Source organism: Nitrospira sp. Nam80, assembly GCF_965152575.1.
This window is the reverse complement of record NZ_OZ224216.1, coordinates 3,886,756-3,908,931: the sequence shown is the minus strand read 5'-3', so window position 1 is coordinate 3,908,931 and position 22,176 is coordinate 3,886,756. Positions and strand designations below refer to the sequence as shown.

Genomic DNA, 22,176 nt, shown 5'->3' with positions numbered 1-22,176 from the left:
ATGCCATAGCGGCGCAGCCCGCATCATTGGGACAACGGGCCGGATAAAGATGGAGAGAAGTATTGTACGAGAGGTGACCCTGTAGACAATGCGGCTAAAGTCATGAACATGGATCTATCTTGCGGCCGGGCGGGCGATAATCCAGGCGTGCGTGGTTGCGTTGATCTCCTCCGGTTTATTGCGAAACCTCTCATCCAATGGCAAGCCGTGACGGAGGCTGTTCAACGCAACGGCGTCAATGCTTGCCTGCATCGAAACGACCCTTAGTCCAGACTTCTCTATAAAGTCCAGGTATTCATCAATGCGCAGCCTATTTTGATACATGTACCGGTTGCCTGCATACTTCAGCCATTCTGCATCGCTGAATTGGAGGAAATGTATCGATGAGATGGACCGATCGGAATGGGAAAAATGATCCGTCATATCGATGAGATGCACAAACAGGCCGTCCTCTTTTAGAACCCTCTTACTCTCAAGGAGAGCACCGCGGAGCGTTTCAGGCGGCATGTGCTCAAGTGTGGTGTACGAGACATGGAAGTCGATGCTCTGCGAAGTCAGTTCGAGATGAGCCGCATCGGCGGGAGAAACATATTCGATATTGGCCATGCGTAAAAACTCATCCAACATGATTTCCTTCTGGATCAACTCGCGGAAACGTTGTTCGAAGCAACGCGGTTCAGCGCGTTCTTTAAACATCCCGGCGATTGACTCGGGATTCTTTCGACAATAGGAAAGATCTTCTTGAACGAGTTCAGATCTCAGGTAAGGATTGAGGTCGACGGTAATGCTTCGCTCTGCGCCGCACAACCAGCATGCCGTCGGGATGTTCAATTGATGGCCGGTGCCGACTTCAAGAAACGTTTTGCCGACCACCGAGCATCCTGCTTGTTGTATACGATGAATAATTTCAGCTCCGGCGAGTAGACGGTTCACCGGACTTGTAGTTCTGAGGCTCCCCAAATAGCGCTGCACGAGATAATAGGCGCGATAGCTGATGGGCGTAGGAAGCGCTGATAGAGCGTTCTGAATTGCCGCCTTAAATTTCCAGTTCATGTCTGCCGGTTTGTATGATTGAAGACTAACGCGCCGGAAATAGAGCTTCCAGTGATGAGTACAGCGGAAATTAATTGCTCGTTAGTGACGGTCAGCGGCCGAAGTGGAAGGAGATGCCGAACATGAAGAGGTGGGCGCGATAGTCGGCGGAGAGATCACTGCGACTGAAGTTGAAATGCGCGAAGTTATACTTGTATTCGATGAACGGTGCAATCTTCGGAGTCACGTAATATCTGGTGCCGGCCAGGATATTGAAGCTCGGAGCAAAGGAGGCTTCGGGTTTGAGGCTTCCGTCCGAAACATTCCCGACGTTCAGGCCGATCCCAAGGCCCGTGTAGGGCTCGACTTTGTATTGATACCCGGTGAGCCGGATCAAGGCGTTGAAGGCCAGTGAATGCACCAAGAAATCCGCTCCCGGCAAGGAACCGGTCGAGCCGCCCAGTGCCTGATTGGTCGAACCATTGACATGTTGCTGTTTGATGCTGGGGTTGGCTCGGTACATGTCCACTTCAAGGCCGAACCAATTGAACTGCCGGTCATCGAAGTAGTGTCCGATCTTGCCGCCGAAAAACCCATTCTGCTTGAGGCGAATGGTCCCGGCATCGGTTGAATCCAATTCGGCAAAATTGAGGCCGCCGCCGACCGCTACATACGTGTCTGCGTGAGCAACAGAAACCAGGCCCAGCAGGATAATCCCTGCGACGAGACCGCCTAGTTGCCATCGAGCCATGCATTTCCTCCTGTCCATACACCGACTTATGCGAGTGCTACTCTAACGGGGTCTGACGAACCTGGCAAGAGAGAAGTGAAAGGGAAAAAGCCGGAAAACTTCGTCAGAAAAGTCTCTAGAACCCGGTACATTGCGTGTCCTGCCGATGAAGGAGCGTAGGGCGCAGACAGAATCCGCGCCACGGTGATTTGTCCCATGACCAATTGAGCAGTGCGTATTCCGTGTGAGTCAGGCGGTCCGACAATATGCGGCCGAACCCACCGATTCGAAGGCTGAAGCCAGCCGGCAAGAGAACATCCTTCAGCAGGCCGAACTCGGTGAAGTTGCCGGCGGCATAGGCGGGATCGCCCCGGTCCGACACGAATCCCTCGCCCCTCCAGAAATTGACATAGGGCCGCCACCCTCCGATATCGACACCGGCCGAGAGAAAGTATCCTCGCCCCCGGACGATCGGCAGGGCGCTGCTGGTGGGCTCGTTCTGGCTCGTCAGGTACAGTGCGATCACATCGATTTCCCTAATCCATGACAGACCGGACCAATATCGGCCCGGTTCGAAGGCCAGTTCCGGTCCAAGAGCCGTCACGAAATTGTTCGTTGCGGTACGATCGCGGGGGAGGCCCACGCCAATGAAGGTGCGAGACTCGGAATATTGCGCGCCTCCGGAATGAGCCCAATAGACCTGCCCGTTCAAGGCGAGATTGCCGTAGACCACACGCCCCGTGTATCCGACGTCGAACTGCTCGGCCTTCTGGAACGTTTCAATTTGATTCCACTCGATGAACAAATCCTGCTGGTAGCCGGGCCGGTTGACGAGCAGTTGAAATCCTTGCTCAACCGGACGCGAAAAGAGTGTGGCATCGTTAAAGAGCGCATCGACAAAGGGGTGATTCCGCTTGATCGTGCCGGCGATCAAGGAGACATTCGGCCAGAATTCATATTCCGCGGCCAGAATCGGCTGCACGGTATGGAAAGGTTGTGTGTCGCCGATCGGAAGCCCGGCAAAGAACCCGGCGTCGAGGTTCAAGCGGGCAAAGGGCGTATAGCGGAGGACCGGCGCCAGATACTGCCCCGCGAACGTCCGATTCGAGACCGGTTGTCCATCGAGTTGCTTCAGGCCGGCATAGTCGATGTTGTACACGTAGGTCAGCGCGTCCAGTTTGGCGCTGAAACGGCCTGCTCCGGCCCGGTCGTTTCCGGCCGTAGAAAGCGGCCGCGTGCTGTTGAAAAGATCTTCGAAGAGCCGGCTCCTGCCTGTGTCCCAGTTCCAGTTGAATACGATGTATTGCTGGTTGACCCATTTGAAGGTGTCGCGATTTTGATACGTAATGCCGTCCTCCGTGAAAAACGCGCGAATCCGCCGTACCTGGACGCCAAATTCAATCGAGGCCGATTCTCCCAAGGGAACCCGCCTTGCGAGGCCAAATTCAGGAAAATTGCTCGCGGCGAATTCGGGGTCCCCCTGAAGGCTCAGAAAATGACGCCCTTTCCAAAACGACACCCATGGCCGCCATCCCGCGAGGTCAAGCCAAAAGGTCGTCTCGTAGCCGCGTCCGCGAAGCGCCGGCCCATCGCCCATCGGCTCGTTATAGGTCGTGAGATAGGTAAAGCTCGCACCGATTTCATTCCACCAGAACAGGGCCGGAAAGTAAGCCGAGGGCGCCAATACCAGCTCCGGTCCGGCGGCGGTCACCAGATTATTCGCGGTGTTAAACGATCGATTCAGCTTCAACAGGGCTTGACCGTTTCGGACCCAGTGAGCCTGTGCGTTGAATCGGAGCGGCCCCCATCGGAGCTGCCCCGCATATCCCACATCGTATCGATTAGGCGCGGATCCGCGGAATGCCTGCTCCCAATTGATGAAGAGGTCCTGCCGGTAGTATCGGTTGTCTACCAGGAATTGCGCGCCCTGCTCGAGTGGACGGACAAACCGATTGGCATTATCGAACACCGCATCGTGGAAGTCGCGATGCGGGACCTGAAGTGTGCCGATCAAGGCGGAGACTTGTTCATTGGGCGTATACTTCAGCCGAAAGATCGGGCGCACTTGGGAGACTTCCGTCTCATATCCGAACGGGATGTTGGCAAAGACGCCGAGGTCCGCTTCGAGGGAAGAGAATAACCGCTTGTGGAGGTACACATTGAGAAGGCTCCCGATCAGAGTCGTATCGCGGCCCAAGCCGTTGGTGAACGTGTTGTCTTCCAGCCCTTGCTTTTCCATATTGAGGAGGAAGGTGGTCGTTTCAAGCCGGAGGTCGAGATTATGAGGGGGAATCGAATCAGCGCCTGCGACGGTGCCGATGAGTCCGAAGAACAGCAGAACGAGCGCCGCTGTCCCGCGCATCCATGATACGCAGGATGAAATGTGGCCGAGCCGGTGCACAATGGTGGCCGATCATATTCGGGGCCTACGGCGCCCGTCAATGACAGAATCCCGCCGGGGGCCCGGCTTGACTTGATTTTAAAAGCGCGTCATATGACGGCGTTTGAGAGGGTGGTCCGCTCCGGTGCAAGGAGACCGAATGGCGGGATGTTGACGGAAAAAGAAGCTCTAATCGCAGCGCCGCGTCAGCCCTTGCTGTTGGGGCTTGCGCTTTCAGCGGTCACGACGGCACAAATCGCGAGCGCGTTCGCCATTCAGTGGTATACGGTTGCGCAATTAGGTGCGGGACCGGAAACCGATGCCTTCTATGCCGGCTTCACGCTTCCACAGATTGTAATGGTGGTCTTGATTGACCCCTTAGGGTTTGTGCTGGTGCCGATGCTGGCCGTGACACAGGCAAGTGAGCGGAAGATCGCCGGAAGCTTGCTTTTCTGGTTTGTCGGTGTGGCCTCGATCCTCATTACGCTTCTGTTGTTTCTGCTGCTCCCGCTCATTGTTCCGTTCCTTGTCCCGGGTTTTTCGGACGCGACCACGCAACTGACCGTTAAGCTGGCACGAATCCAGGTCATCGGAGTCATCGGCGCCGCCTGCATGATGGTGCTGTCGAGCCTCTATCATGCCGGTCAACAATTCATCCGACCGGCATTGTGGACACTGGTGTGGACCCTCGTGGGATGGCTTATCCTTGTCGTTGGAATACAGGAGCGGGGTGTCTCGTTGGCGGCATGGGTACAGGTGCTGTGCTCCATCGGCCCGATGCTTTCCCTTGCCCCATCCGTCGGATGGGTAGGGCGGAGTGAGTGGTTGAAACTTGGCGCGAACGTACGCGAGTTGTGGCGGCGACTGAAACCGCTGATGGTGAGCGCTGCCTATTATCGGACTGGTTTCTTGGTCGATCGCTTTTTAGCGTCTCTTCTTGCGCCGGGGAGTGTGGTGGTGTTGGAGTTGGCCTGCCGATTCCATTTGGCACTGGTGCGAATCCTCAATCAGGGCCTCACGACGCCGATCCTTCCGGTCCTTGCCAGGCTTTCACATCAAGGCGCGTGGCAAGATTTTAGGCGACAGTATCGGCGGAGGCTCTTATGGATCATGCTTGTCAGTCTGCCGGCGGTCGGCGGACTTGCCGCCGCGGCGCTATTGCCGCACGACTATTATCACAACGCCGGTAGGGAGGTGATACTGACCGCAATCAGCTCTCCGGATGTGAACAAGCTTGTGCTGGCGCTCATAGGAAGTTCCGGCATCTTGCTGTGCGGAAGTCTCAATCATCTTTTGATGAGCGCCTTCTATGCTCACGGCGACATGCGCACGCCGACCAGGATCCAGATGCTGAGCTATTCAATCGGCATCGTAATGAAGTGCTGTGGATTTGTTCTGGGAGGGCTTATCGGAATCGCCTTGGCCATGAGTTTGTATTATGCGTTAGAAGGGCTTCTGCTCGGCACGGTGTTGCATCGCCGTATGGCGGTTCGGCTCCATTCTGAAATCGCGCCTGTGCTGGAGCTTCCCGCGGTCAATGTTCCGCCGCGCCTTCTATAAAAGACCGCCAATGATTGGGTTCCAACGCCGATCCATGGCGCCGGCTGATGAAATTACACACTAGGCGCAGAAAATTCGCAGCCGTGTCCGCCTTGCTGTCTATCTCGGCGACTCTCCTGGTGATGGATACGGCGCTCCGATTTTTTCCCGTCAGCGACGGGCTTCGCGGCGTGCCGGTGAACGAGAACAATCCCGTGTATCGGTTTGCGCCGAATCGGACGTTGCGCTGGTCCAAAGGATGGAACTTCTTTCTCGTCAACGAAATCCGAACGAATAATTATGGATTCATCAATGACATCGATTATGATCCGGCGGCGATGTCACCTTTATTAGCCGTTATTGGAGACAGTTTCGTGGAAGCCGCCATGGTTCCCTATCGGCAGACGGCCGCCGGCAATTTGCAGGCATCAGTCAAGGACATCGGCCGAGTCTATTCGTTCGGCGCTTCCGGTGCGGCTTTAAGCCAATATCTGGCGTACGCTCGGTATGTTCGAGATGAGTTCCATCCGGACGGCATGGTAATTATTGTCGTCGGCAATGATTTTGATGAGAGCCTCTTGAAATACCGGAGCAATCCCGGGTTCCACTATTTCGTCGAGACAGAGAATGACCGGCTGGTCCTCAAACGGATAGACCGCTCAATCCCGTGGTGGAAGGATATGCTTATGATGCCGACCCTCGGCCGGTATCTCGTCATGAATCTCGAATTCGGAAACCCCGATCAACTGAGGGAGCGAATAGTCTCTTTTTTTGGAAACAGCCCTCAATTTGTCGGAAATGTGCCGGCAAACGCAGACCCGGTGCGCCTCAGCGACTCGAAGAAAGCCGTAGACGCGTTCTTGGACATGTTGCCCGCCGAGGCAGGGCTCCGGCCCGACCATATCGTGCTTGTGTTGGATGCGCCTCGGCCGGAAATCTATTCGCTGGATCGGCTGGCCGCCGTGCAAGACAGCTACTTTGAGATTATGCGCCGGTATTTGACCACCGCCGCTTCGGAAAAGGGATTCGGGATGATCGATATGGAACAAGTCTTCATATCCGATTATCAACGAACCGGTTTGAAATACGAATTTCCGAATGACTATCATTGGAATCCCGTCGGCCATGAAGTCGTTGCTCGATCCATACAACACACAAAGGCGTTTGCCGACATCTTTGACAGGAACAAAGCAGGCAGGCGCCAATGATGAATTCACCCGTTCATCTGAAATCCGACTCCGGCTTCTAGAAGAGTTCTTGAGCGGTGAGGTGAGTCCCCGGGAAGCGGTGGCGAAGCAACCGGGGGATGTGGTGGGCGAGAAGGACCTGCCGGGGCGGGCGGGTGAAATAGGGCGGGTGAAATAGAAGGTTGTTTGCGATATGGAGTCCGGCAAGCCACGTGTTCTCTTTGTTGTACCAGGGACACCCGCGGGTCCCACGACAGTCTTTATCAGGAACGATATCGCGGCCATTGAAAGATGTGGAGTCATAGGGACCACATTCACACTATCTTCTCGTAGCTCATTGCCGATACTCATCAATGAATCGCGCAGATTTCGCCGAGAAGTGAAGCGGTTCAAGCCGGATCTCATCCATGCTCATTACGGCACGGTGACGGCGTTCTTTTGTGTAGTCCTCACACGACTCCCGTTGATCATCACCTATCAAGGCAGTGATTTGAACTGGTTTCTCCATCCGAACCCGCTGCGATCACCGATCGGTCGTGTGCTGTCTCAGCTTGCCGCTCTGCGGGCCGGCCGTATTATATGCGTGAGCGAACAATTGAGAGGAAGACTGTGGTGGAAACGCGCGCGAACGTCGGTCCTGCCCTCCGGCGTCGATACCGCGATATTTCGTCCCATTCCGAAGAGTGAGGCAAGGACGAAGCTCGGCTGGGGACAGCAGGAGAAAATCGTCGTGTCCAGCGCCGGGACAGATCCGCCTCGCAAGCGTCTTGACTTGGCTCAAGCGAGCATTCGGGCCGCAGAATCGTTATGCGGCGCCATCCGTTTTGTCGTCCTGGATGGATGCACGGAACACCGCGATGTGTCGATCATTTTCAACGCCTCGGATTGTTTTCTTATGACGAGTGATTCGGAAGGGTCGCCGAACGTGGTCAAGGAATCGATAGCCTGCGGTCTTCCGGTCGTGTCCGTAGACGTCGGCGATGTCAGGGAACGCTTGCGGAATGTCCGCCCATCGATGATCGTAAGCCGGGATCCGGAGGCTATCGGAAAGGCATTGGCTGAGATTTTGCTGGAAAGCGAACGTTCCAACGGGCCTCAGATCATCCAAGATCTCTCGACAGACAAAATCGCATGGAGAACCCTCCGCTTATACGAGGAAGCGCTGAAACAATGACGGAGTGAGGAGATTCTATTTTCTATTGCCCTGCGGCATAGGCGACAAAGAATGGAATTTTATTTTGTGCTGGGAGCAGCAACGGCGGCGATCACCGCGCTGACGGCACTGCTGTTCCTCAAGACCCGGCATATAGGCTTCCCGGTGGGCTTCGGCCTCCTGTATTACTGGTCCCTCTACGGGGCCTGGTCGGTCTTTGCCGAGAGAACCGGAGGAGACGGTGGAAAGGGCTATGACTATCTGACCGAAAAAATGTTCCCTGTCGATTTGGACGAGCATTATATGGCGGCCTTGGGTCTCTATGCGGTCTTTATTGTTGTGATTCAATTCACGCTCTTATGGCTCCTCCCGGCGGCAGCGAGTCCGGACGATGATCACAATAGCCCGCGAATGCGGGTATCACACACTTGTATATTCATTCTCGCCGGAATAAGTATTACCGTGAGTTTTGGGATATTGGCGGATCAGCTTACCAGCGCCACGGAAATGAACGTCTCAGCCTATGTCGCGACGAGGGGCGGATTGGGGGCGTATCATCCCTTGTTCACCGTTCATCAGATCCTGAATCGGATGGCTGTGTTTGCATTGGCCATCGGGATCGCGGTGTATCTAGCCGGTGAGCGAGGGATGTTTTTAGTTGGTGGCAAATCATTCCTGGTCGGATGGACCTATGCCGGGTTGCTGTTGGGGACGTTTGGATTTCTGGCCATGCTGGGCAATAAGAATGAATTGTTTGCCGCCCTGTTACTGGGAGGAGTGTTTTATTCGATCAATACGAGAACAATGAACTGGAAGTCCGTGGTGCCAATAGGGGGCATCGCATTTCTGGCAATCGGAGCGATCAACTTTTTGAGGAGTTTGCCCGTCTTGGCTTTGTTAGATACCGATACGTGGTGGGAAGCAGCCACTCATGCGCCTGAGATCCGTTCCAGCGGCGAGGCGTTTGCGGCCCATTTCTCGCTTTATGGCATGCTGCATTTCAATGCGCCGCTTACCTATGGCTCCAGTTTTGTGTCGTTTGCGCAATCAGTCGTGCCTCGATTGCTCTGGACCGACCGCCCCTTAGGCACCTATGTCGAATATGCGGAAAGTGTCGGCATCTATGAAGGCGCGACCGGCGAGGCCTATACGATCCATCATGCGGCGGGATGGTATTTGAATTTCGGGATATGGGGAATTATTGCCGGGGCGGTGATATGGGGGCTGGTATGGGGACAGTGCTATCGAGCGTATACGAAGGCGGGGAGCGGCAGTCGCCGGTGGCACCATGCGCTTGCAATCGTAGCCCCCGCAGGGTTCGTTGCCGCTATCCCTTTGCTCGTGCGCGCCGGACCGGACGGTTACAAAGGCGTGATCATTGAAGGGTTCCTCATACCGATGGTGATCATATTATTGGCGTCTACCCGGTGGGGCCAATTGCTCCATCGGAGGGACGGCTCACCAATGGACACCGCTGGACAGGCGGGAACACAGCTCTCATGGAAATCATGACTCAATTGGATCGCGGATTGCCGTTCGCCTCAGTCATTATTCCGTGCCGGAACGAAGAGGCGCTTATCGAACAATGTCTCGACTCGATCGTGAAGAATGATTATCCGGCCGAGCGGGTGGAGATAATCGTCGTAGACGGCATGAGCGAAGACCGGACCCGAGCCATAGTGGATGAATATGCAAAACGATGTCCACGCCTCAGACTCGTGAATAACCCAGCCGGGACAATCCCCGCGGCTATGAATCTCGGGATCAAAGAATCCGGCGGCCAATTCATTCTGAAAATGGACGCGCATTCGACATATCCGCCTTCCTACATCAGAGACTGCATTCGATACCTGATCGGCTATCAGGCCGACATGGCAGGGGGCATATGGTCCATCGCGCCTCGGAAGAACACCCTGAGGGCTCAATCCATTGCCGCAGCGCTGTCTCACTGGTTCGCATCCGGCAATGCCTACATCAAGACCGGTTCCGGCGAGCCTCGGTGGGCGGACGCCGCCGCCTTCGGCTGTTGGACACGCGAGGCGTTGGAAAAATTGGGACCCTTCGATGAGCGCCTGGCGGGCAGCTCCGATATGGATCTCAACATCAGGCTGAGAAAGAGCGGCGGCAAAATTTTACTTGCTCCTCAAATACAAATTACCTACTTCGCCGACTCGGATCTCGGACGGTTTTGGCAACATAATTTTAGCGACGGCGTGTGGGCGACCTATCCATTGAAGTTCGGCAAACTGGCCGGTTCATGGAGGCACATGGTTCCTCTGTTGTTTGTTCTCACGTTGCTCGGCTGGATTCCCGCTCTTTTCTTCTTTCCGCCGGTGGGCCGGCTTCTCACATGGACGACGATTGCATACGGGGGCGTCAATCTGGCGGCGGCTGCGCAACTCTGCGTGAGAACCGGGAATTGGAAATACATAGCGGTGATTCCGATTGTCTTTGCCATTAGGCATGTCGCTCATGGACTCGGCGCTCTCTATGGCGGGCTCTTGGTGCCGTTACCAGGTATGACATGGAAAGGGCGACGGGCCGGTGCGAGGAACGCAAATAAAGGATACGCGGGAAGGAGAGCCTTCGATATCGTCGGGTCCGCGGTCGGTTTAATACTGTGCCTTCCACTGATGGTCGCTCTGTCCCTGCTCGTGAAATTGGATTCTCGCGGTCCTGTCTTCTATAGAGGAGAGCGCCTAGGCAGGCATGGCAAACCATTCCATATACTGAAGTTCCGAACCATGCGCCGAGACAGCGAGCGAGCCGGTCCGCCCATCACCCCCAATGGTGATAGAAGGGTGACCCGGATCGGCGCCGTGCTCAGGAAATTCAAATTGGATGAGCTTCCGCAACTGATCAATGTGCTGAAGGGCGAGATGAGCTTGGTCGGCCCCAGGCCCGAAACCGCATTCTATTTCCAATTTTACACCACCGAAGAGAAGGATGAGATCCTATCGGTCCGCCCGGGCATGACGGATTATGGATCGTTGCGCTTTCACAATGAAAGTGAACTCCTCGCCGGCGATGCCGATCCAGTGAAAGCCTATGTCGAGCGCATTCGTGATGAAAAAGTCAGGGAGCAGCGGCGCTACATCCGCGAGCAATCGCTCTGTACTGATCTCAAGCTTATTCTGATGACGCTCGCGATCATCGTGGCGACACGGTTCGGTCGAGGCCGGTTGACGGACAGCCCAGTTTCCCATGAGACTTGATTCAGCCGGGGCGTCACGGCTTCCTCTCATTCATTGTCTGTAGGCAGGACCAGTATTCATGCCTTACAAGGTGCCTTTCGTCGATGTCCCGACTCATTTCTCGAGCCTCCAAAAGGAAATTTTGGAGACGGTCACCACGGTCCTTCGCAAGGGCAATCTGATCCTCCGCGACGAGCTCCGAACATTCGAAGCGAACCTCGCCGCCTTCGTGGGCACGGACTACGCGGTCGGCGTGAACAGCGGTTCCGACGCCCTGCACTTAACCTTGAGGGCTTTGGAGATCGGGCAGGGCGACGAAGTCATTTCCGTATCGCATACCTGCGTGGCGACGATCTCCGCCATTGTTCATGCGAAAGCGACGCCGGTGCTGATCGACATCGGTGAGGATTTCACGATGGACATGGCCAAAGTCGAAGCGGCGATTACACCGCGCACCCGCGCCATTGTCCCGGTTCATCTGAACGGACGCGCCTGCGATATGGAGCGGCTTGCAGGCATTGCGCGCCGGCACAAGTTGCTCATCATTGAGGATGCCGCGCAGGCACTCGGCGCGGAGTTCGACCGACGCAAAGTCGGTTCATTCGGCATCGCGGGTTGTTTCAGCCTCTACCCCTTTAAGATGTTGGGCGCCTTCGGTGACGGAGGAGTTGTCACGACTAACGATCCGAGAATCGCCCGCGAGATCGCGATCCTGCGGGATTATGGAGAAGATAGAGAAACGGGGGAAGTACTGTATTTCGGGTTTAATTCACGGCTGGACAATCTGCAGGCGGCTGTGTTGAACGTCAAACTGAAGTATTTTGACATGTGGGTCAAGCGACGCCGCAGCATCGCCGATCTCTATCGCCGTGGGTTTGCCGACATGCCTCAACTGAAGCTGCCGCATTTTCCCGGCGACGCCTATGGCGACGTGTATATGAATTACGCCGTAAGAGCCGAGCGCCGGGATGATCTCGTGAGCTTCCTGAAGAAGAGCGGGGTCGAACCCCTGACCCCTCTTTCTTTAGTCACGCCGGTCCACAAACACAAGGCGCTCGGACTGGATCATATTTCACTTCCTATGACGGAAAGAATCGCCGGGGAATTCCTGTATTTGCCGATTTGGCCGGAGCTCTCCGACAGCCAGATCCAGCACGTCATCTCCTCGGTAAGGCAATTTTATCAAGGGCGGTAAGGCATCCCGCTTCCCTCCTCCGTGATCGAGCACCCGGCTGCGGGCTAGTATTCGTCCGCCGAGCTTCAGTAAGATTGCAACGGATCGGCGGTTGAGATCCCATGTCGAAAGAATCCTCGGCCGAATCCGCGAATGACCAACTGATGCGTGAAAACACTGCTTGGACGGCCGAATTGCTGATTGCGTTGTATCGCACCATGCTGCAGATTCGCCTCACGGAAGAGCGAATCGCCTTATTGATTGAAGGCGGCGAGATCAAGACGCCCTGTCATTTGTGCATCGGCCAGGAGGCGGTTGCCGCCGGCGTGTGTGCGGCATTGAAGCAGGAGGACTCGATCTGGGGCGGGCATCGCTCGCATGGACATTACCTGGCGAAAGGCGGAAATCCGAACGCGCTGATGGCCGAGATCTTTGGGAAGACGACCGGCTGTTCCAAAGGACATGGGGGATCGATGCATCTGGTTGCTCCCGACATCGGGTTGTACGGAACGGTCCCCCTCGTCGCCGCCACAATTCCGCTCGCTGTCGGGGCGGCCCTGGCCTCGACATTGCGCGGCGACAGCCATGTGGCCGTCGCATTTTTCGGTGACGGGGCGACGGAAGAAGGCCATTTCCATGAATCGATGAATCTTGCGGCCCTGTATCGCCTGCCCGTCCTGTTTGTGTGCGAAAACAATTTCTATTCAACGCATATGGCGCTTCGCGACCGACGGCCGCAGGATAATATCGCGCAGACCGCCGATCTGTATGGATTCCCAGGCAAGCGCATTGACGGCAATGATGCCGTCGTCGTGCATGAAGCAACCCTTGAGGCTGTGGTGCGCGCCCGAGAAGGGCGAGGTCCGACGCTGTTGGAATGTCGTACGTATCGCTGGCGGGGGCATGTCGGCCCCGCTTGGGATCTCGATGTCGGCGAAGAGCGGCGGCGCGAGTTGGAAGAATGGGTGCCCAAAGATCCGATCCTCAGACTGCGGCGGCGGATTGTCGAGGCAGGCGGACGCGTGGACGAGCTGGAGAGGATGGAACAGGAAGTCCGCGCGGATATCGAGGCCGCTGTGTACTTTGCGCGTGAATCACCGTTTCCCGATTCCGGCGAGCTTCTCCAACAGGTGTGTGTGCCCAGGAGTTAGAATTTCATGCGCCGGCTGACGTACGCGCAGGCCATACGTGAAGCTCACGCCCAACTCTTGAGGACGGATGCTCGGGTATTCGTCTGTGGCCAAGGAGTGTGGAATCCTTGGTATGCCGGGAAGAGCCTGCTCGATTTGGATAAAGAGTTCGGCCGCCGGCGGGTGTTGGACTGTCCGGTGTCGGAGAATGCGACGACCGGAGCCGCCATCGGGGCGGCCATCGTCGGCATGAGGCCGATCGTGTTTCATGCGCGAATGGATTTCATGCTGCTGGCAATGGACCCGATCCTGAATCAAGCAGCCAACTGGTCCTATCTGTTCGCCGGTCAGGTGCCGGTGCCGATCGTCATCCGGTGCGTCATCAATCGCGGCGGCGAGCAAGGGGCACAGCATTCGCAGGCGCTCCACGGGCTGTTTGCGCACGTGCCTGGATTGAAGGTGGTCATGCCGAGCACCCCGTACGATGCCAAAGGGCTCTTGATCGCAGCCATACGGGATGGGAATCCGGTCATATATATCGATGACCGGTGGCTCTATGATGAGATGGGCGATGTCCCGGAAGAAATGTACGAAGTCTCGATCGGGAAGGCGGCGGTCCGTCGTCAAGGCAAGGATATCACGGTGGTCACGACGTCATTCATGGCGGCCGAAGCGATGAAGGCGGTGGAGACCCTCACGGCGCTGGGAGTGGATGTCGAATTGATCGATTTGCGCTCCGTCAAACCGTGGGATCGTGACCTGCTCTTCTCCTCCGTGGGCAAGACAGGTCGCTTGGTCATTGCCGACGCGGCATGGCAAAGCGGTGGGCTTGCCGCCGAAATCGCTGCGACTGTGACGGGTGAATTGTTCCATGCGTTGAAAGCGCCGATTCTTCGTGTCTGTCTGCCCGATGCCCCTGCGCCGACCAGCGCGGTCCTGGAACGGGCCTACTATATCGATGCCGGCGACATCGTCGCCGCGGTTCAAAAAATCCTGCACTGAGCAAGACGAAAGTCCTATGGGCTACAAAGTTCCGTTTGTCGATCCCCGCGCCCATTACGCCAAGCTGAAACCGGACATTGACGCCGCGATCATCGAATGCCTCTCTCAGGGGGATCTCGTGTGCCGCCGGCAGTTGCACGACTTTGAGGCGCATCTCGCGTCGTTTGTCGGGGTCAAGTACGCAGTCGGTGTGAACAGCGGATATCACGCGCTGCATTTTTCATTGCTGGGAGCAGGGGTCGGACCGGGAGATGACGTCATCACTGTGGCGCATACCTTCGTGGCGACGGTGTCCGCCATTGTTCATTGCGGGGCCCGGCCGGTGTTGGTGGATGTCGGCCGCGACTACAACATGGATCCGGAAGCGCTGGAACGCGCCCTCACGTCTCGGACGAGGGCGGTCATGCCCGTTCATTTGAACGGCCGGTTGTGCGACATGGATCCGATTCTCGCGTTCGCGCAGCGCCATCGCCTGGCCGTTATTGAAGATGCGGCTCAGGCGCTCGGAGCGACGTACGATGGGCGTGGTGCCGGGAGCTTCGGGCAGGCCGGCTGTTTCAGCTTTTATCCGTTCAAGATCCTCGGGGGATTCGGGGACGGCGGAGCCATTACGACGAATGATCCGCGCCTTGCCCGGATGGCCACATTGCTGCGATACAACGGCGAGGATCGTGACACAGGCGAATATCATTATCATGGCTACACGGCCCTGCTCGACAACGTGCAAGCGGCGGTTTTAAATGTGAAACTGCGGTACTTGCCGGAATGGATTGCTCACCGGCGCCATATCGCGGCGCTGTACCGAGAGGGACTATCGGATATTCCCGATATCCAGCTCCCCCATTTTCCGGATCCCCGCCGCAGGGAGGTGTATCAGAACTACGTCATTCAGATTCCCATGCGTGATCGATTGCGCGCGTATCTGAAAGAGCATGGAATCGAAACGTTGGTGCATTGGCCCAAGCCGATGTGGGAACACAAGGAGCTCCGGCTGGATACGCCGAGCTTGCCCGAAACAGCACGCCTGTGTCGTGAAGTTTTGTCGCTTCCGATGAGCGCGGAGACGACAGAAGAACATGTCCGAATCACCGTAGGGACCATCCGTGAGTTTTTTTCACGGTCCTGATGAAGGAATGTGACTACAGCACGGTGACCGAGCAGTCGGGCGACCTTGTTTCCGGAGAGGCGCTCTCCATGCTGTACAGCCGCTACCGCTATGCCTCCCGGTTCTGCGCCGGAAAACGAGTGTTGGAAGTGGCATGCGGCCCGGGCTTGGGACTGGAATATCTTTCGAAACAGGCCGCGTTTGTGGTGGGCGGCGATTACACCCGGTCTTTGCTGATCGCCGCTCGACGTTCCTCCCGAGGCCACATTCCTCTCATGAGGATGGACGCGCATTCTCTCCCGCTCTGCGATGGAAGCATTGACGTCGTCGTGTGTTATGAAGCGATCTATTACCTTTCCGAACCGGAGCGCTTTGTAAGCGAATGCCGTCGCATATTATCGCCGAACGGTCTGTTATTGCTGTGCAGCGTCAACCCCGAATGGCCCGAGTTCAATCCGAGCCGTCAGAGCCATCGCTACGCGACGGCGACAGGCCTGACGCGGATGCTGAGCCGGCAGCAGTTTTCGGTTCAGCTGCTGGGAGCGTTTCCCTCCAAAGCGGGATCCCTGAGGGATCGTATCGTATCCGGCCTGAAGCGTCTGGCCGTGCGGCTTCGGCTGATCCCCTCCACGATGAAAGGAAAAGTGCTGCTGAAGAGAATCTTTCTCGGGAAGTTGGTTTCTGTCCCGACGGCGATAGCCGACGGAGTTGCACCGTATGGCGAGCCCGTCCCGATCGACACAGAAAAGCCTGTACGTGACTTTAAGATCATCTTCGCAATGGCCGGCCTTGGACCGCCGGCCCGCTCACCTGAATGCTCCCGATCTTCTCGTTGACTTCATCTCCGCCGCCATTGAGAATCGCCCATTTGCCGAATGACTGGTAATACCCATTCCCGGTGAAGCTGATGACCGGCCGCGCGATCCGTTTGCTCATAGGCCTGATGGCCGGTTTGATGATCGCTCAAGCGGCGAATCCCAATGGCGCGTTGGCGTCGGCGGATATTCCGATCGGCCATTGGTCCTATGAAGCCATCGAACGGCTGACGGCGCTCGACATCATCGACCGAGCCATGCTCGTGCAGAAGCCCTATAGCCGCAAGCAAGCGGCATCCTATGTGGGCCGAGCCATTGAACGCATCAGAGCCGATCATGTCGATGTCGATGGGAGAGAGGCGGTGGCGGAGCCGCTTCTGGAGCGGCTGATGCGGGAGTTTCGACCGGAGCTCATCGACCGGGGCCTGCTGAAGGCGACACCCGAGGATAGGCGGGGTCCGTTGCGGGGCGGGGCCCGTGTGACGACGGAGGCCGACGCGTTTTTTGTCGGGGGCGGCCAAACCGTGCGATTTCGCGAAAATCGCGGCGGTGAATATTATGCCAACGGAGAGCAGAACCAGACGGACGTGCGCGGGTGGCTGGACATCAACGACGGGGCTGCGCTCATGGTGCAGCCGAAATTTATCAGCGACCGGCATCTGCTCGGCATCGGCGCCACCAATAACAGCCAGAATTTTTATCTGCGTGAGTTCAGCCTGAAATTGTCCTACTGGAATATTGCGCTCGAAGCCGGCCGCGGCACGCAATGGTGGGGGCCGGGTTATCACGGATCGCTCCTGCTCACCAACCACGCCTTTCCCCTCGATATGATCAAGCTCGGCAGCGACCAACCGTTCCGGCTTCCGTGGGTGCTTCGCGAACTCGGCGAATTCAAGGTCAACAGCTTCCTCACGCAATTGGAGAAGAACCGGGACTTCTCCCGCGCTAAGATTTTCGGTCTTCGGGTGAGTTGGCTGCCCGCAAGCTGGATGGAAATCGGATTGACCCGATTGACTCAATTCGACGGAGGAGGCCGTGATCAATCGTTTCCCGCGGCGGTCTTCGACGCCTATGTCAACGCTCCCAACCAGGCGGGGGAACAGGAAGTGAACGAGCAGGCTATGGTGGATTTCCGCGCCAAGGTGCCGCGCGTCCCCTATCTCATCCCGTTTCCTGCCGGGATCCAAATTTACGGGGAACTGGGTACGGAAGACAAATGGTCGGAGCTGCCGCTTCCGAGCCGGGCGGCGATCCTGGGCGGCATTTACATTCCCCAGGTGTTCGCCGGTGATACGTTGGATTTGCGCATCGAATATGCCGACACGGATCTCGCGCGACGCCGGCATCCCGAGTTATCCGATGTCTGGTACAACAACGGCACCTACACCAGCGGCATGCGGTACCGCGGCTTTCCTCTGGGTCATCACATGGGGACGGACGGCATCGACTTCTTTGTCCGCTCCACTCGTTTCCTGACGGAATCCATCCAACTCGGCGCCAATTTCAATATCCAGGAACGGGACCGCGGCAAACCGGTTCATGAGAAGAAGCGGGAAGCGGCGGTGGATCTCACCTGGTGGGCTTCCAGCCGGATGCAATTCATGTTCGGCTATACGTACCAGCGTATCGAGAATCCCGGCCAGGTCGTCAATATCGCCCCATTTGTCGAAAGCTTCGCTGCCGGCGTCACGGCGAAGAACCATCTGATATGGACGTCCATGGCGGTTCAGTTCTGACAGGAGGTTGAAAAAGGGCGCCTTCTGGAAGCCGCTCTCCAATGTTTGACAGCCTTCGCAATTTTGGATTACAAGACCTGGCACGCCTTCCACCTTGCCAAAGGAGCCTGAATCGCCGTGGTACAAGGCTCTCGGAGCCCTCAGCCCGCCATCACTCGCATTCTTTCCGCGCTGGGCATGCAGGCGCTGATAGGCGTGCTCGTTGCGGATCTCCTTTTTCCGGCGGGGCTGCTGGCACAATCTCTTCCTCTTCCTGTCCCTCAATCACCAGGCCAGCCGGGCATTCCTCAGGGAATAAATCCCAGCGCCGGGTTGAACCCTTTTGGACCGGGGGGCTTTGTGATGCCGGGGGGGCCGCAGGCACCGGGGCAGGCCATTATCACCAATCCCAATGCGCTCCAGCCGATTGTGCCGGCGGTGACGCCGTGTCCGGTCCAGGTGCCGCCGGATCTCAGCCCGAAAGGCAGCGTGCCGAATTTGAACGATTACTGGCCGGTTGAGCCGAGCAGCCTGTTGCCCTCCTCAATCGAACAGCGAATGAAACAGGAACAAGAAGAACGCGATCGCCAGCACGAAAAGATCCAAGCCGAAAAGGAAAAGCGTGCGCTCGAACAACAGGTCGAAATCGAACGCGAGAGGAAAGGCGTTCTACAGCCGCCCACGGTACAGGGCACGAACATTCCGGGGATGCTGCAACCGTCCGCTCCCCAGCAGTCCCAACAGTTACAACAACAGCCGGGGCTGCCCGAGCGGTTTCAACGACCGGGTCAGGAAAAGAAGCCGTTTACCGCCGAAGAGCTCAGGCAACAGGACTTTACGGTCGAGGAAGCCTTCGCCGAATTCTCCGTATTGCATGGAGTGAAGAGTCGTCTCAAACAGTTCGGCTACGAATTTTTCGATGCTCAAGCCGGCAGCTTTTCTCCGGTTCAGGATGTGCCGGTCGGCCCGGACTATATCATCGGTCCTCAGGACTCGTTGGCGGTCCATATCTGGAATGTGCCCGACCAGAATCTGAATCGGAGTTTTATCGTTCCGGTCGAGCGGGACGGGATGATGGTCATCCCCCAAGTCGGGGCGATTCCGGTGGCAGGACTGACCTATTCTCAAGCCGAACGAGCGATCCGAACACGACTGAGCAACTTGCTCAAGCGCTTTGAGGTCCATGTGTCGATGGCCCGGATCCGAACCATCAAGGTCTATGTCGTCGGTGAAGTCGTCCGTCCGGGAGCCTATGAAGTCAGCGCATTGGCGACCGCCTCGAATGCAGTCTACGCCGCCTGCGGGCCGTCCCGCGCGGGCTCGCTTCGACAAGTCAAAATATTGCGCGACGGACAGCCGGTGGCGGATTTGGATATGTACGATTTTCTGATCCGAGGCGATCGCCGGCAGGACGCGCGTCTTCAGTCAGGGGATGTCGTGCTCGTCCCACCGTTGGGTCCGGTGGTGGCCGTCAGCGGCTCGATCAAGCGGCCGGCGATTTATGAAGTGAAGCAGGGGACAAGGTTGACCGACCTGTTGAGCCTGGCGGGTGGATTGACGCCGCTATCAAATCGCCAGCGATGCCATCTTTTCCGGCTCGATCCCGCCCGCGGTCGTATCATGATAGACGTCGATCTCACGGGCGCTCTGGCTTCCCAGGGAAAAGAGAAGGATCGGCCGGGCGTGGCCGGAGGCGACCCGTTGCTGCTCGACGGTGACTATGTCCGGATCGGAATTTTGCCGACACAGATCATGAATGTCGTGAGCTTGGTCGGGGCGGTCAAAAGCCCGGGTCCCTATGAATACCGTTCCGGTATGACGGTGAAGGACTTGATCACCGCCGATCAGTTGACGGTGGAGGCCTTTGCCGACCGGGCAGAGATCGTACGGACCGATCCGGTCACCTACCAGACAAAGGTCATTCCGTTCAGCCCGAGGGCGCTGATTGAAGGCAGCGAAGGGGAGAATCATCCCCTTCAACGGCTCGATGAAATCGTCGTGTCCAGCCAGCACCGACCGCCCAACCTGGTGCTCGTGGAAGGAGAGGTCAAACGGCCGGGATATTTCACCATTGAAATGGGTGAGCGGCTGAGTTCGGTGCTGAAGAGAGCCGGCGGGATGACCGCCAATTCGTTCCCCCAAGGGTTGGTCTTAGTCCGCCAGTCGGTCAAATTGCGGCAACAACAGGAACTCGAGCGGTATATTTCCTCGGAACGGCAACGGCTCACGGCACAGTCGGCCGAAGTGGCCGCCGGCGCCGCCGGACTCAGCGGCCCGGCGGCCTTGTCGAATGCCGGGATGGTAGAGCAGCAGGTATTGGGGCTCCGTCTGCAGCAACTCGAGGCCATCAGCGCACGCCTGGAATTGGGACGAGTCGTGGTGCGCATGGAATCTCTGGACCAACTCCAAGGTACCCTCGACGATATTGTCCTGGAAGCCCGGGATCGAATCACCATTCCAACACCGCCTCAGACCGTCAGCATCATCGGTTCTGTGAAGACCCCCAGCACCGTGGTCTATCGTCCCAATCTCGACCTGAATGGATATATCGGTCAGGCCGGGGGGATGACCGAGGATGCGAACAAGCGGGAGATGTACGTGATGCGGGCCAATGGGACTACCGACTCGGCCTATCTGGCCGCCCGGGAAGTAAGGCCCGGCGATACGATCGTCGTGCCGCAAAAGATTGAAGCCAAGACTCCGCCGCTTGCCTTATGGCAAACCGTCGCGAGTATTATCGGAAGCGTCGCGCTGACTGCGGCGGGGATCGCCGTGGTCGGCCGATAACCGTTCATCATGACTCCGTCCCAGGATCTTTCACAGGCCATGATGACGCCGGGGCGGGACAATCGAGGAGGCCTCCCCGCATCGGGCCGGCCTGCGGGGACAGACCTGTGGTCCCTGCTATCCCTACAGGGCAAGTTAATCGCGGCGCTGACATGCGCATCGATTCTGATCGCATTGATCGCCAGCCTCCTCCTCCCAAAAACGTACGAATCGACAGCCGCCGTGCTGCCGCAGTTGGAATCAAAAGAAGGCGGCGCGTTGAGCGCTCTCTTGACCGCCACCGCGGCTGGCGGCATGGCGCAAAATCTGGGGATCGGGTTGCCCGGTATCCCGACCACGCCGACTGATATTTTTGTCGCGATTCTCAAATCACGCGTGATGATGGACGAGGTCATTGGGCGGTTCCACTTGATGGAGCGCTATGATGAGCCGACCATGTTGCAAACGCGGGAAGAATTGATGGAGCGCGTCAGAGTCACGGTCTCGAAGGAAAAAGTCATCAAGGTCGTGGTGGAAGACCATGATCCGCAGGTGGCCGCCGAGATGGCCAATTTCTATATGACAAATCTGGATCGATTGAATCGGACGGTGAATGTCAGCAAGGCCAGTCAGAACCGAGCGTTCATCGAACGGCGCCTGGGCGAGACACAGGTGAACCTGGTAAAGGCGGAGGAGGCGTTGAGAGACTTTCAGACTAAGAATAAGGCGGTGGCGGTGGAGGCGCAATCCAAGGTAATGATCGAAGCGGCCGCCACCATTCAAGGGCAAATCACCGCCCAAGAGGTTCAATTGCAGGTGATGAGTTCTTATCTTTCGCAGGACAATCCCGAGCTGGCACGGGTGCGATCGAGCATCGACGAGCTAAGAAAACAGCTCAGCGTGATGGAATCGGGGAAGGGGGGCAAGGGCATGTTGCCCGGCGACCGGCTCCATCCGGCCATGATCACGGTGCCGGAACTGGCCCTACAGTACGGGCGCCTCTTCCGAGAACTCAAAGTGCAGGAAACACTCTACACCTTGCTCACGTCCCAATACGAGCAGGCGAAAATCACCGAAGCCCGCGACACGCCCACCGTGCAGGTACTGGACCCGGCGATTCCGGCGGACCGGCATAGCAGGCCGCGGATCCTTCTTAATGTGGCGCTTGCCGCGGTGTCCGGCTTCTGCATTGCTCTCTTCATCGCCTACGTAGTGACCGCCAGAAACCGACCGAAGTTCATGCCGGTGTGACGG

Annotated in this window: 16 protein-coding genes; 13 read left to right on the top strand and 3 right to left on the bottom strand. The window is 57.2% G+C overall.

The window, feature by feature from the left end:
- Positions 1–114: 114 nt before the first annotated feature.
- The 3 genes from ACWGXE_RS18270 to ACWGXE_RS18260 all read right to left on the bottom strand — a co-directional run bounded on the left by ACWGXE_RS18270 (position 115) and on the right by ACWGXE_RS18260 (position 4,124).
- Positions 115–972, bottom strand: a complete 858-nt coding sequence (locus tag ACWGXE_RS18270; protein ID WP_447599457.1) for a class I SAM-dependent methyltransferase — start codon at positions 970–972, stop codon at positions 115–117.
- Positions 973–1,144: 172 nt separating this feature from the next.
- A complete protein-coding gene (locus ACWGXE_RS18265) occupies positions 1,145–1,783 on the bottom strand; it encodes a hypothetical protein (protein WP_447599455.1) in 639 nt (212 codons plus the stop codon).
- Positions 1,784–1,898: 115 nt separating this feature from the next.
- Positions 1,899–4,124 (bottom strand): hypothetical protein, encoded by a 2,226-nt coding sequence (locus ACWGXE_RS18260; RefSeq protein ID WP_447599454.1) that lies wholly within the window; start codon positions 4,122–4,124, stop codon positions 1,899–1,901.
- A gap of 186 nt (positions 4,125–4,310) precedes the next feature.
- Between ACWGXE_RS18260 and ACWGXE_RS18255 the strand changes: the two genes are divergently transcribed.
- The 13 genes from ACWGXE_RS18255 to ACWGXE_RS18195 all read left to right on the top strand — a co-directional run bounded on the left by ACWGXE_RS18255 (position 4,311) and on the right by ACWGXE_RS18195 (position 22,173).
- Positions 4,311–5,702 (top strand): lipid II flippase MurJ, encoded by a 1,392-nt coding sequence (locus ACWGXE_RS18255; RefSeq protein ID WP_447599453.1) that lies wholly within the window; start codon positions 4,311–4,313, stop codon positions 5,700–5,702.
- Between the two features lie 47 nt (positions 5,703–5,749).
- Positions 5,750–6,889, top strand: a complete 1,140-nt coding sequence (locus tag ACWGXE_RS18250) for an SGNH/GDSL hydrolase family protein (protein WP_447599452.1) — start codon at positions 5,750–5,752, stop codon at positions 6,887–6,889.
- A gap of 172 nt (positions 6,890–7,061) precedes the next feature.
- On the top strand, positions 7,062–8,042 hold the full coding sequence (locus ACWGXE_RS18245) for a glycosyltransferase (RefSeq protein WP_447599451.1): 981 nt from the start codon (positions 7,062–7,064) through the stop codon (positions 8,040–8,042).
- Positions 8,043–8,093: 51 nt separating this feature from the next.
- The gene (locus tag ACWGXE_RS18240) at positions 8,094–9,533 is read left to right on the top strand and encodes a hypothetical protein (RefSeq protein ID WP_447599450.1); all 1,440 of its coding nucleotides are present in this window, start codon (positions 8,094–8,096) and stop codon (positions 9,531–9,533) included.
- Entirely contained in the window at positions 9,521–11,236 is a 1,716-nt protein-coding gene (locus ACWGXE_RS18235) for a sugar transferase (protein ID WP_447599449.1), read from the top strand. Before ACWGXE_RS18240 ends, ACWGXE_RS18235 begins: the two co-directional genes overlap by 13 nt.
- Before the next feature lie 58 nt (positions 11,237–11,294).
- Complete coding sequence (locus tag ACWGXE_RS18230) at positions 11,295–12,410, top strand: DegT/DnrJ/EryC1/StrS family aminotransferase (protein WP_447599447.1); 1,116 nt, start codon at positions 11,295–11,297, stop codon at positions 12,408–12,410.
- Positions 12,411–12,511: 101 nt separating this feature from the next.
- Positions 12,512–13,540, top strand: a complete 1,029-nt coding sequence (locus tag ACWGXE_RS18225; RefSeq protein ID WP_447599446.1) for a thiamine pyrophosphate-dependent dehydrogenase E1 component subunit alpha — start codon at positions 12,512–12,514, stop codon at positions 13,538–13,540.
- A gap of 6 nt (positions 13,541–13,546) precedes the next feature.
- A complete protein-coding gene (locus ACWGXE_RS18220) occupies positions 13,547–14,521 on the top strand; it encodes an alpha-ketoacid dehydrogenase subunit beta (RefSeq protein ID WP_447599445.1) in 975 nt (324 codons plus the stop codon).
- A gap of 16 nt (positions 14,522–14,537) precedes the next feature.
- Positions 14,538–15,647 (top strand): DegT/DnrJ/EryC1/StrS family aminotransferase, encoded by a 1,110-nt coding sequence (locus tag ACWGXE_RS18215; RefSeq protein ID WP_447599444.1) that lies wholly within the window; start codon positions 14,538–14,540, stop codon positions 15,645–15,647.
- The gene (locus ACWGXE_RS18210; RefSeq protein ID WP_447599443.1) at positions 15,647–16,462 is read left to right on the top strand and encodes a class I SAM-dependent methyltransferase; all 816 of its coding nucleotides are present in this window, start codon (positions 15,647–15,649) and stop codon (positions 16,460–16,462) included. Before ACWGXE_RS18215 ends, ACWGXE_RS18210 begins: the two co-directional genes overlap by 1 nt.
- A 71-nt stretch (positions 16,463–16,533) precedes the next feature.
- Entirely contained in the window at positions 16,534–18,177 is a 1,644-nt protein-coding gene (locus ACWGXE_RS18205) for a capsule assembly Wzi family protein (RefSeq protein ID WP_447599442.1), read from the top strand.
- A 117-nt stretch (positions 18,178–18,294) separates the two neighbouring features.
- Positions 18,295–20,943 (top strand): SLBB domain-containing protein, encoded by a 2,649-nt coding sequence (locus ACWGXE_RS18200; protein ID WP_447599441.1) that lies wholly within the window; start codon positions 18,295–18,297, stop codon positions 20,941–20,943.
- Between the two features lie 9 nt (positions 20,944–20,952).
- Positions 20,953–22,173, top strand: a complete 1,221-nt coding sequence (locus ACWGXE_RS18195) for a GumC family protein (RefSeq protein ID WP_447599440.1) — start codon at positions 20,953–20,955, stop codon at positions 22,171–22,173.
- Positions 22,174–22,176: the final 3 nt, after the last annotated feature.

Coding starts and splice junctions, on each gene's coding strand:
- ACWGXE_RS18265 (WP_447599455.1), bottom strand. CDS start 1,783: ATGGCTCGATGGCAACTAGGCGGTCTCGTCGCAGGGATTATCCTGCTG.
- ACWGXE_RS18260 (WP_447599454.1), bottom strand. CDS start 4,124: ATGCGCGGGACAGCGGCGCTCGTTCTGCTGTTCTTCGGACTCATCGGC.
- ACWGXE_RS18255 (WP_447599453.1), top strand. CDS start 4,311: ATGTTGACGGAAAAAGAAGCTCTAATCGCAGCGCCGCGTCAGCCCTTG.
- ACWGXE_RS18250 (WP_447599452.1), top strand. CDS start 5,750: ATGAAATTACACACTAGGCGCAGAAAATTCGCAGCCGTGTCCGCCTTG.
- ACWGXE_RS18245 (WP_447599451.1), top strand. CDS start 7,062: ATGGAGTCCGGCAAGCCACGTGTTCTCTTTGTTGTACCAGGGACACCC.
- ACWGXE_RS18240 (WP_447599450.1), top strand. CDS start 8,094: ATGGAATTTTATTTTGTGCTGGGAGCAGCAACGGCGGCGATCACCGCG.
- ACWGXE_RS18235 (WP_447599449.1), top strand. CDS start 9,521: ATGGAAATCATGACTCAATTGGATCGCGGATTGCCGTTCGCCTCAGTC.
- ACWGXE_RS18230 (WP_447599447.1), top strand. CDS start 11,295: ATGCCTTACAAGGTGCCTTTCGTCGATGTCCCGACTCATTTCTCGAGC.
- ACWGXE_RS18225 (WP_447599446.1), top strand. CDS start 12,512: ATGTCGAAAGAATCCTCGGCCGAATCCGCGAATGACCAACTGATGCGT.
- ACWGXE_RS18220 (WP_447599445.1), top strand. CDS start 13,547: ATGCGCCGGCTGACGTACGCGCAGGCCATACGTGAAGCTCACGCCCAA.
- ACWGXE_RS18215 (WP_447599444.1), top strand. CDS start 14,538: ATGGGCTACAAAGTTCCGTTTGTCGATCCCCGCGCCCATTACGCCAAG.
- ACWGXE_RS18210 (WP_447599443.1), top strand. CDS start 15,647: ATGAAGGAATGTGACTACAGCACGGTGACCGAGCAGTCGGGCGACCTT.
- ACWGXE_RS18205 (WP_447599442.1), top strand. CDS start 16,534: ATGACCGGCCGCGCGATCCGTTTGCTCATAGGCCTGATGGCCGGTTTG.
- ACWGXE_RS18195 (WP_447599440.1), top strand. CDS start 20,953: ATGACTCCGTCCCAGGATCTTTCACAGGCCATGATGACGCCGGGGCGG.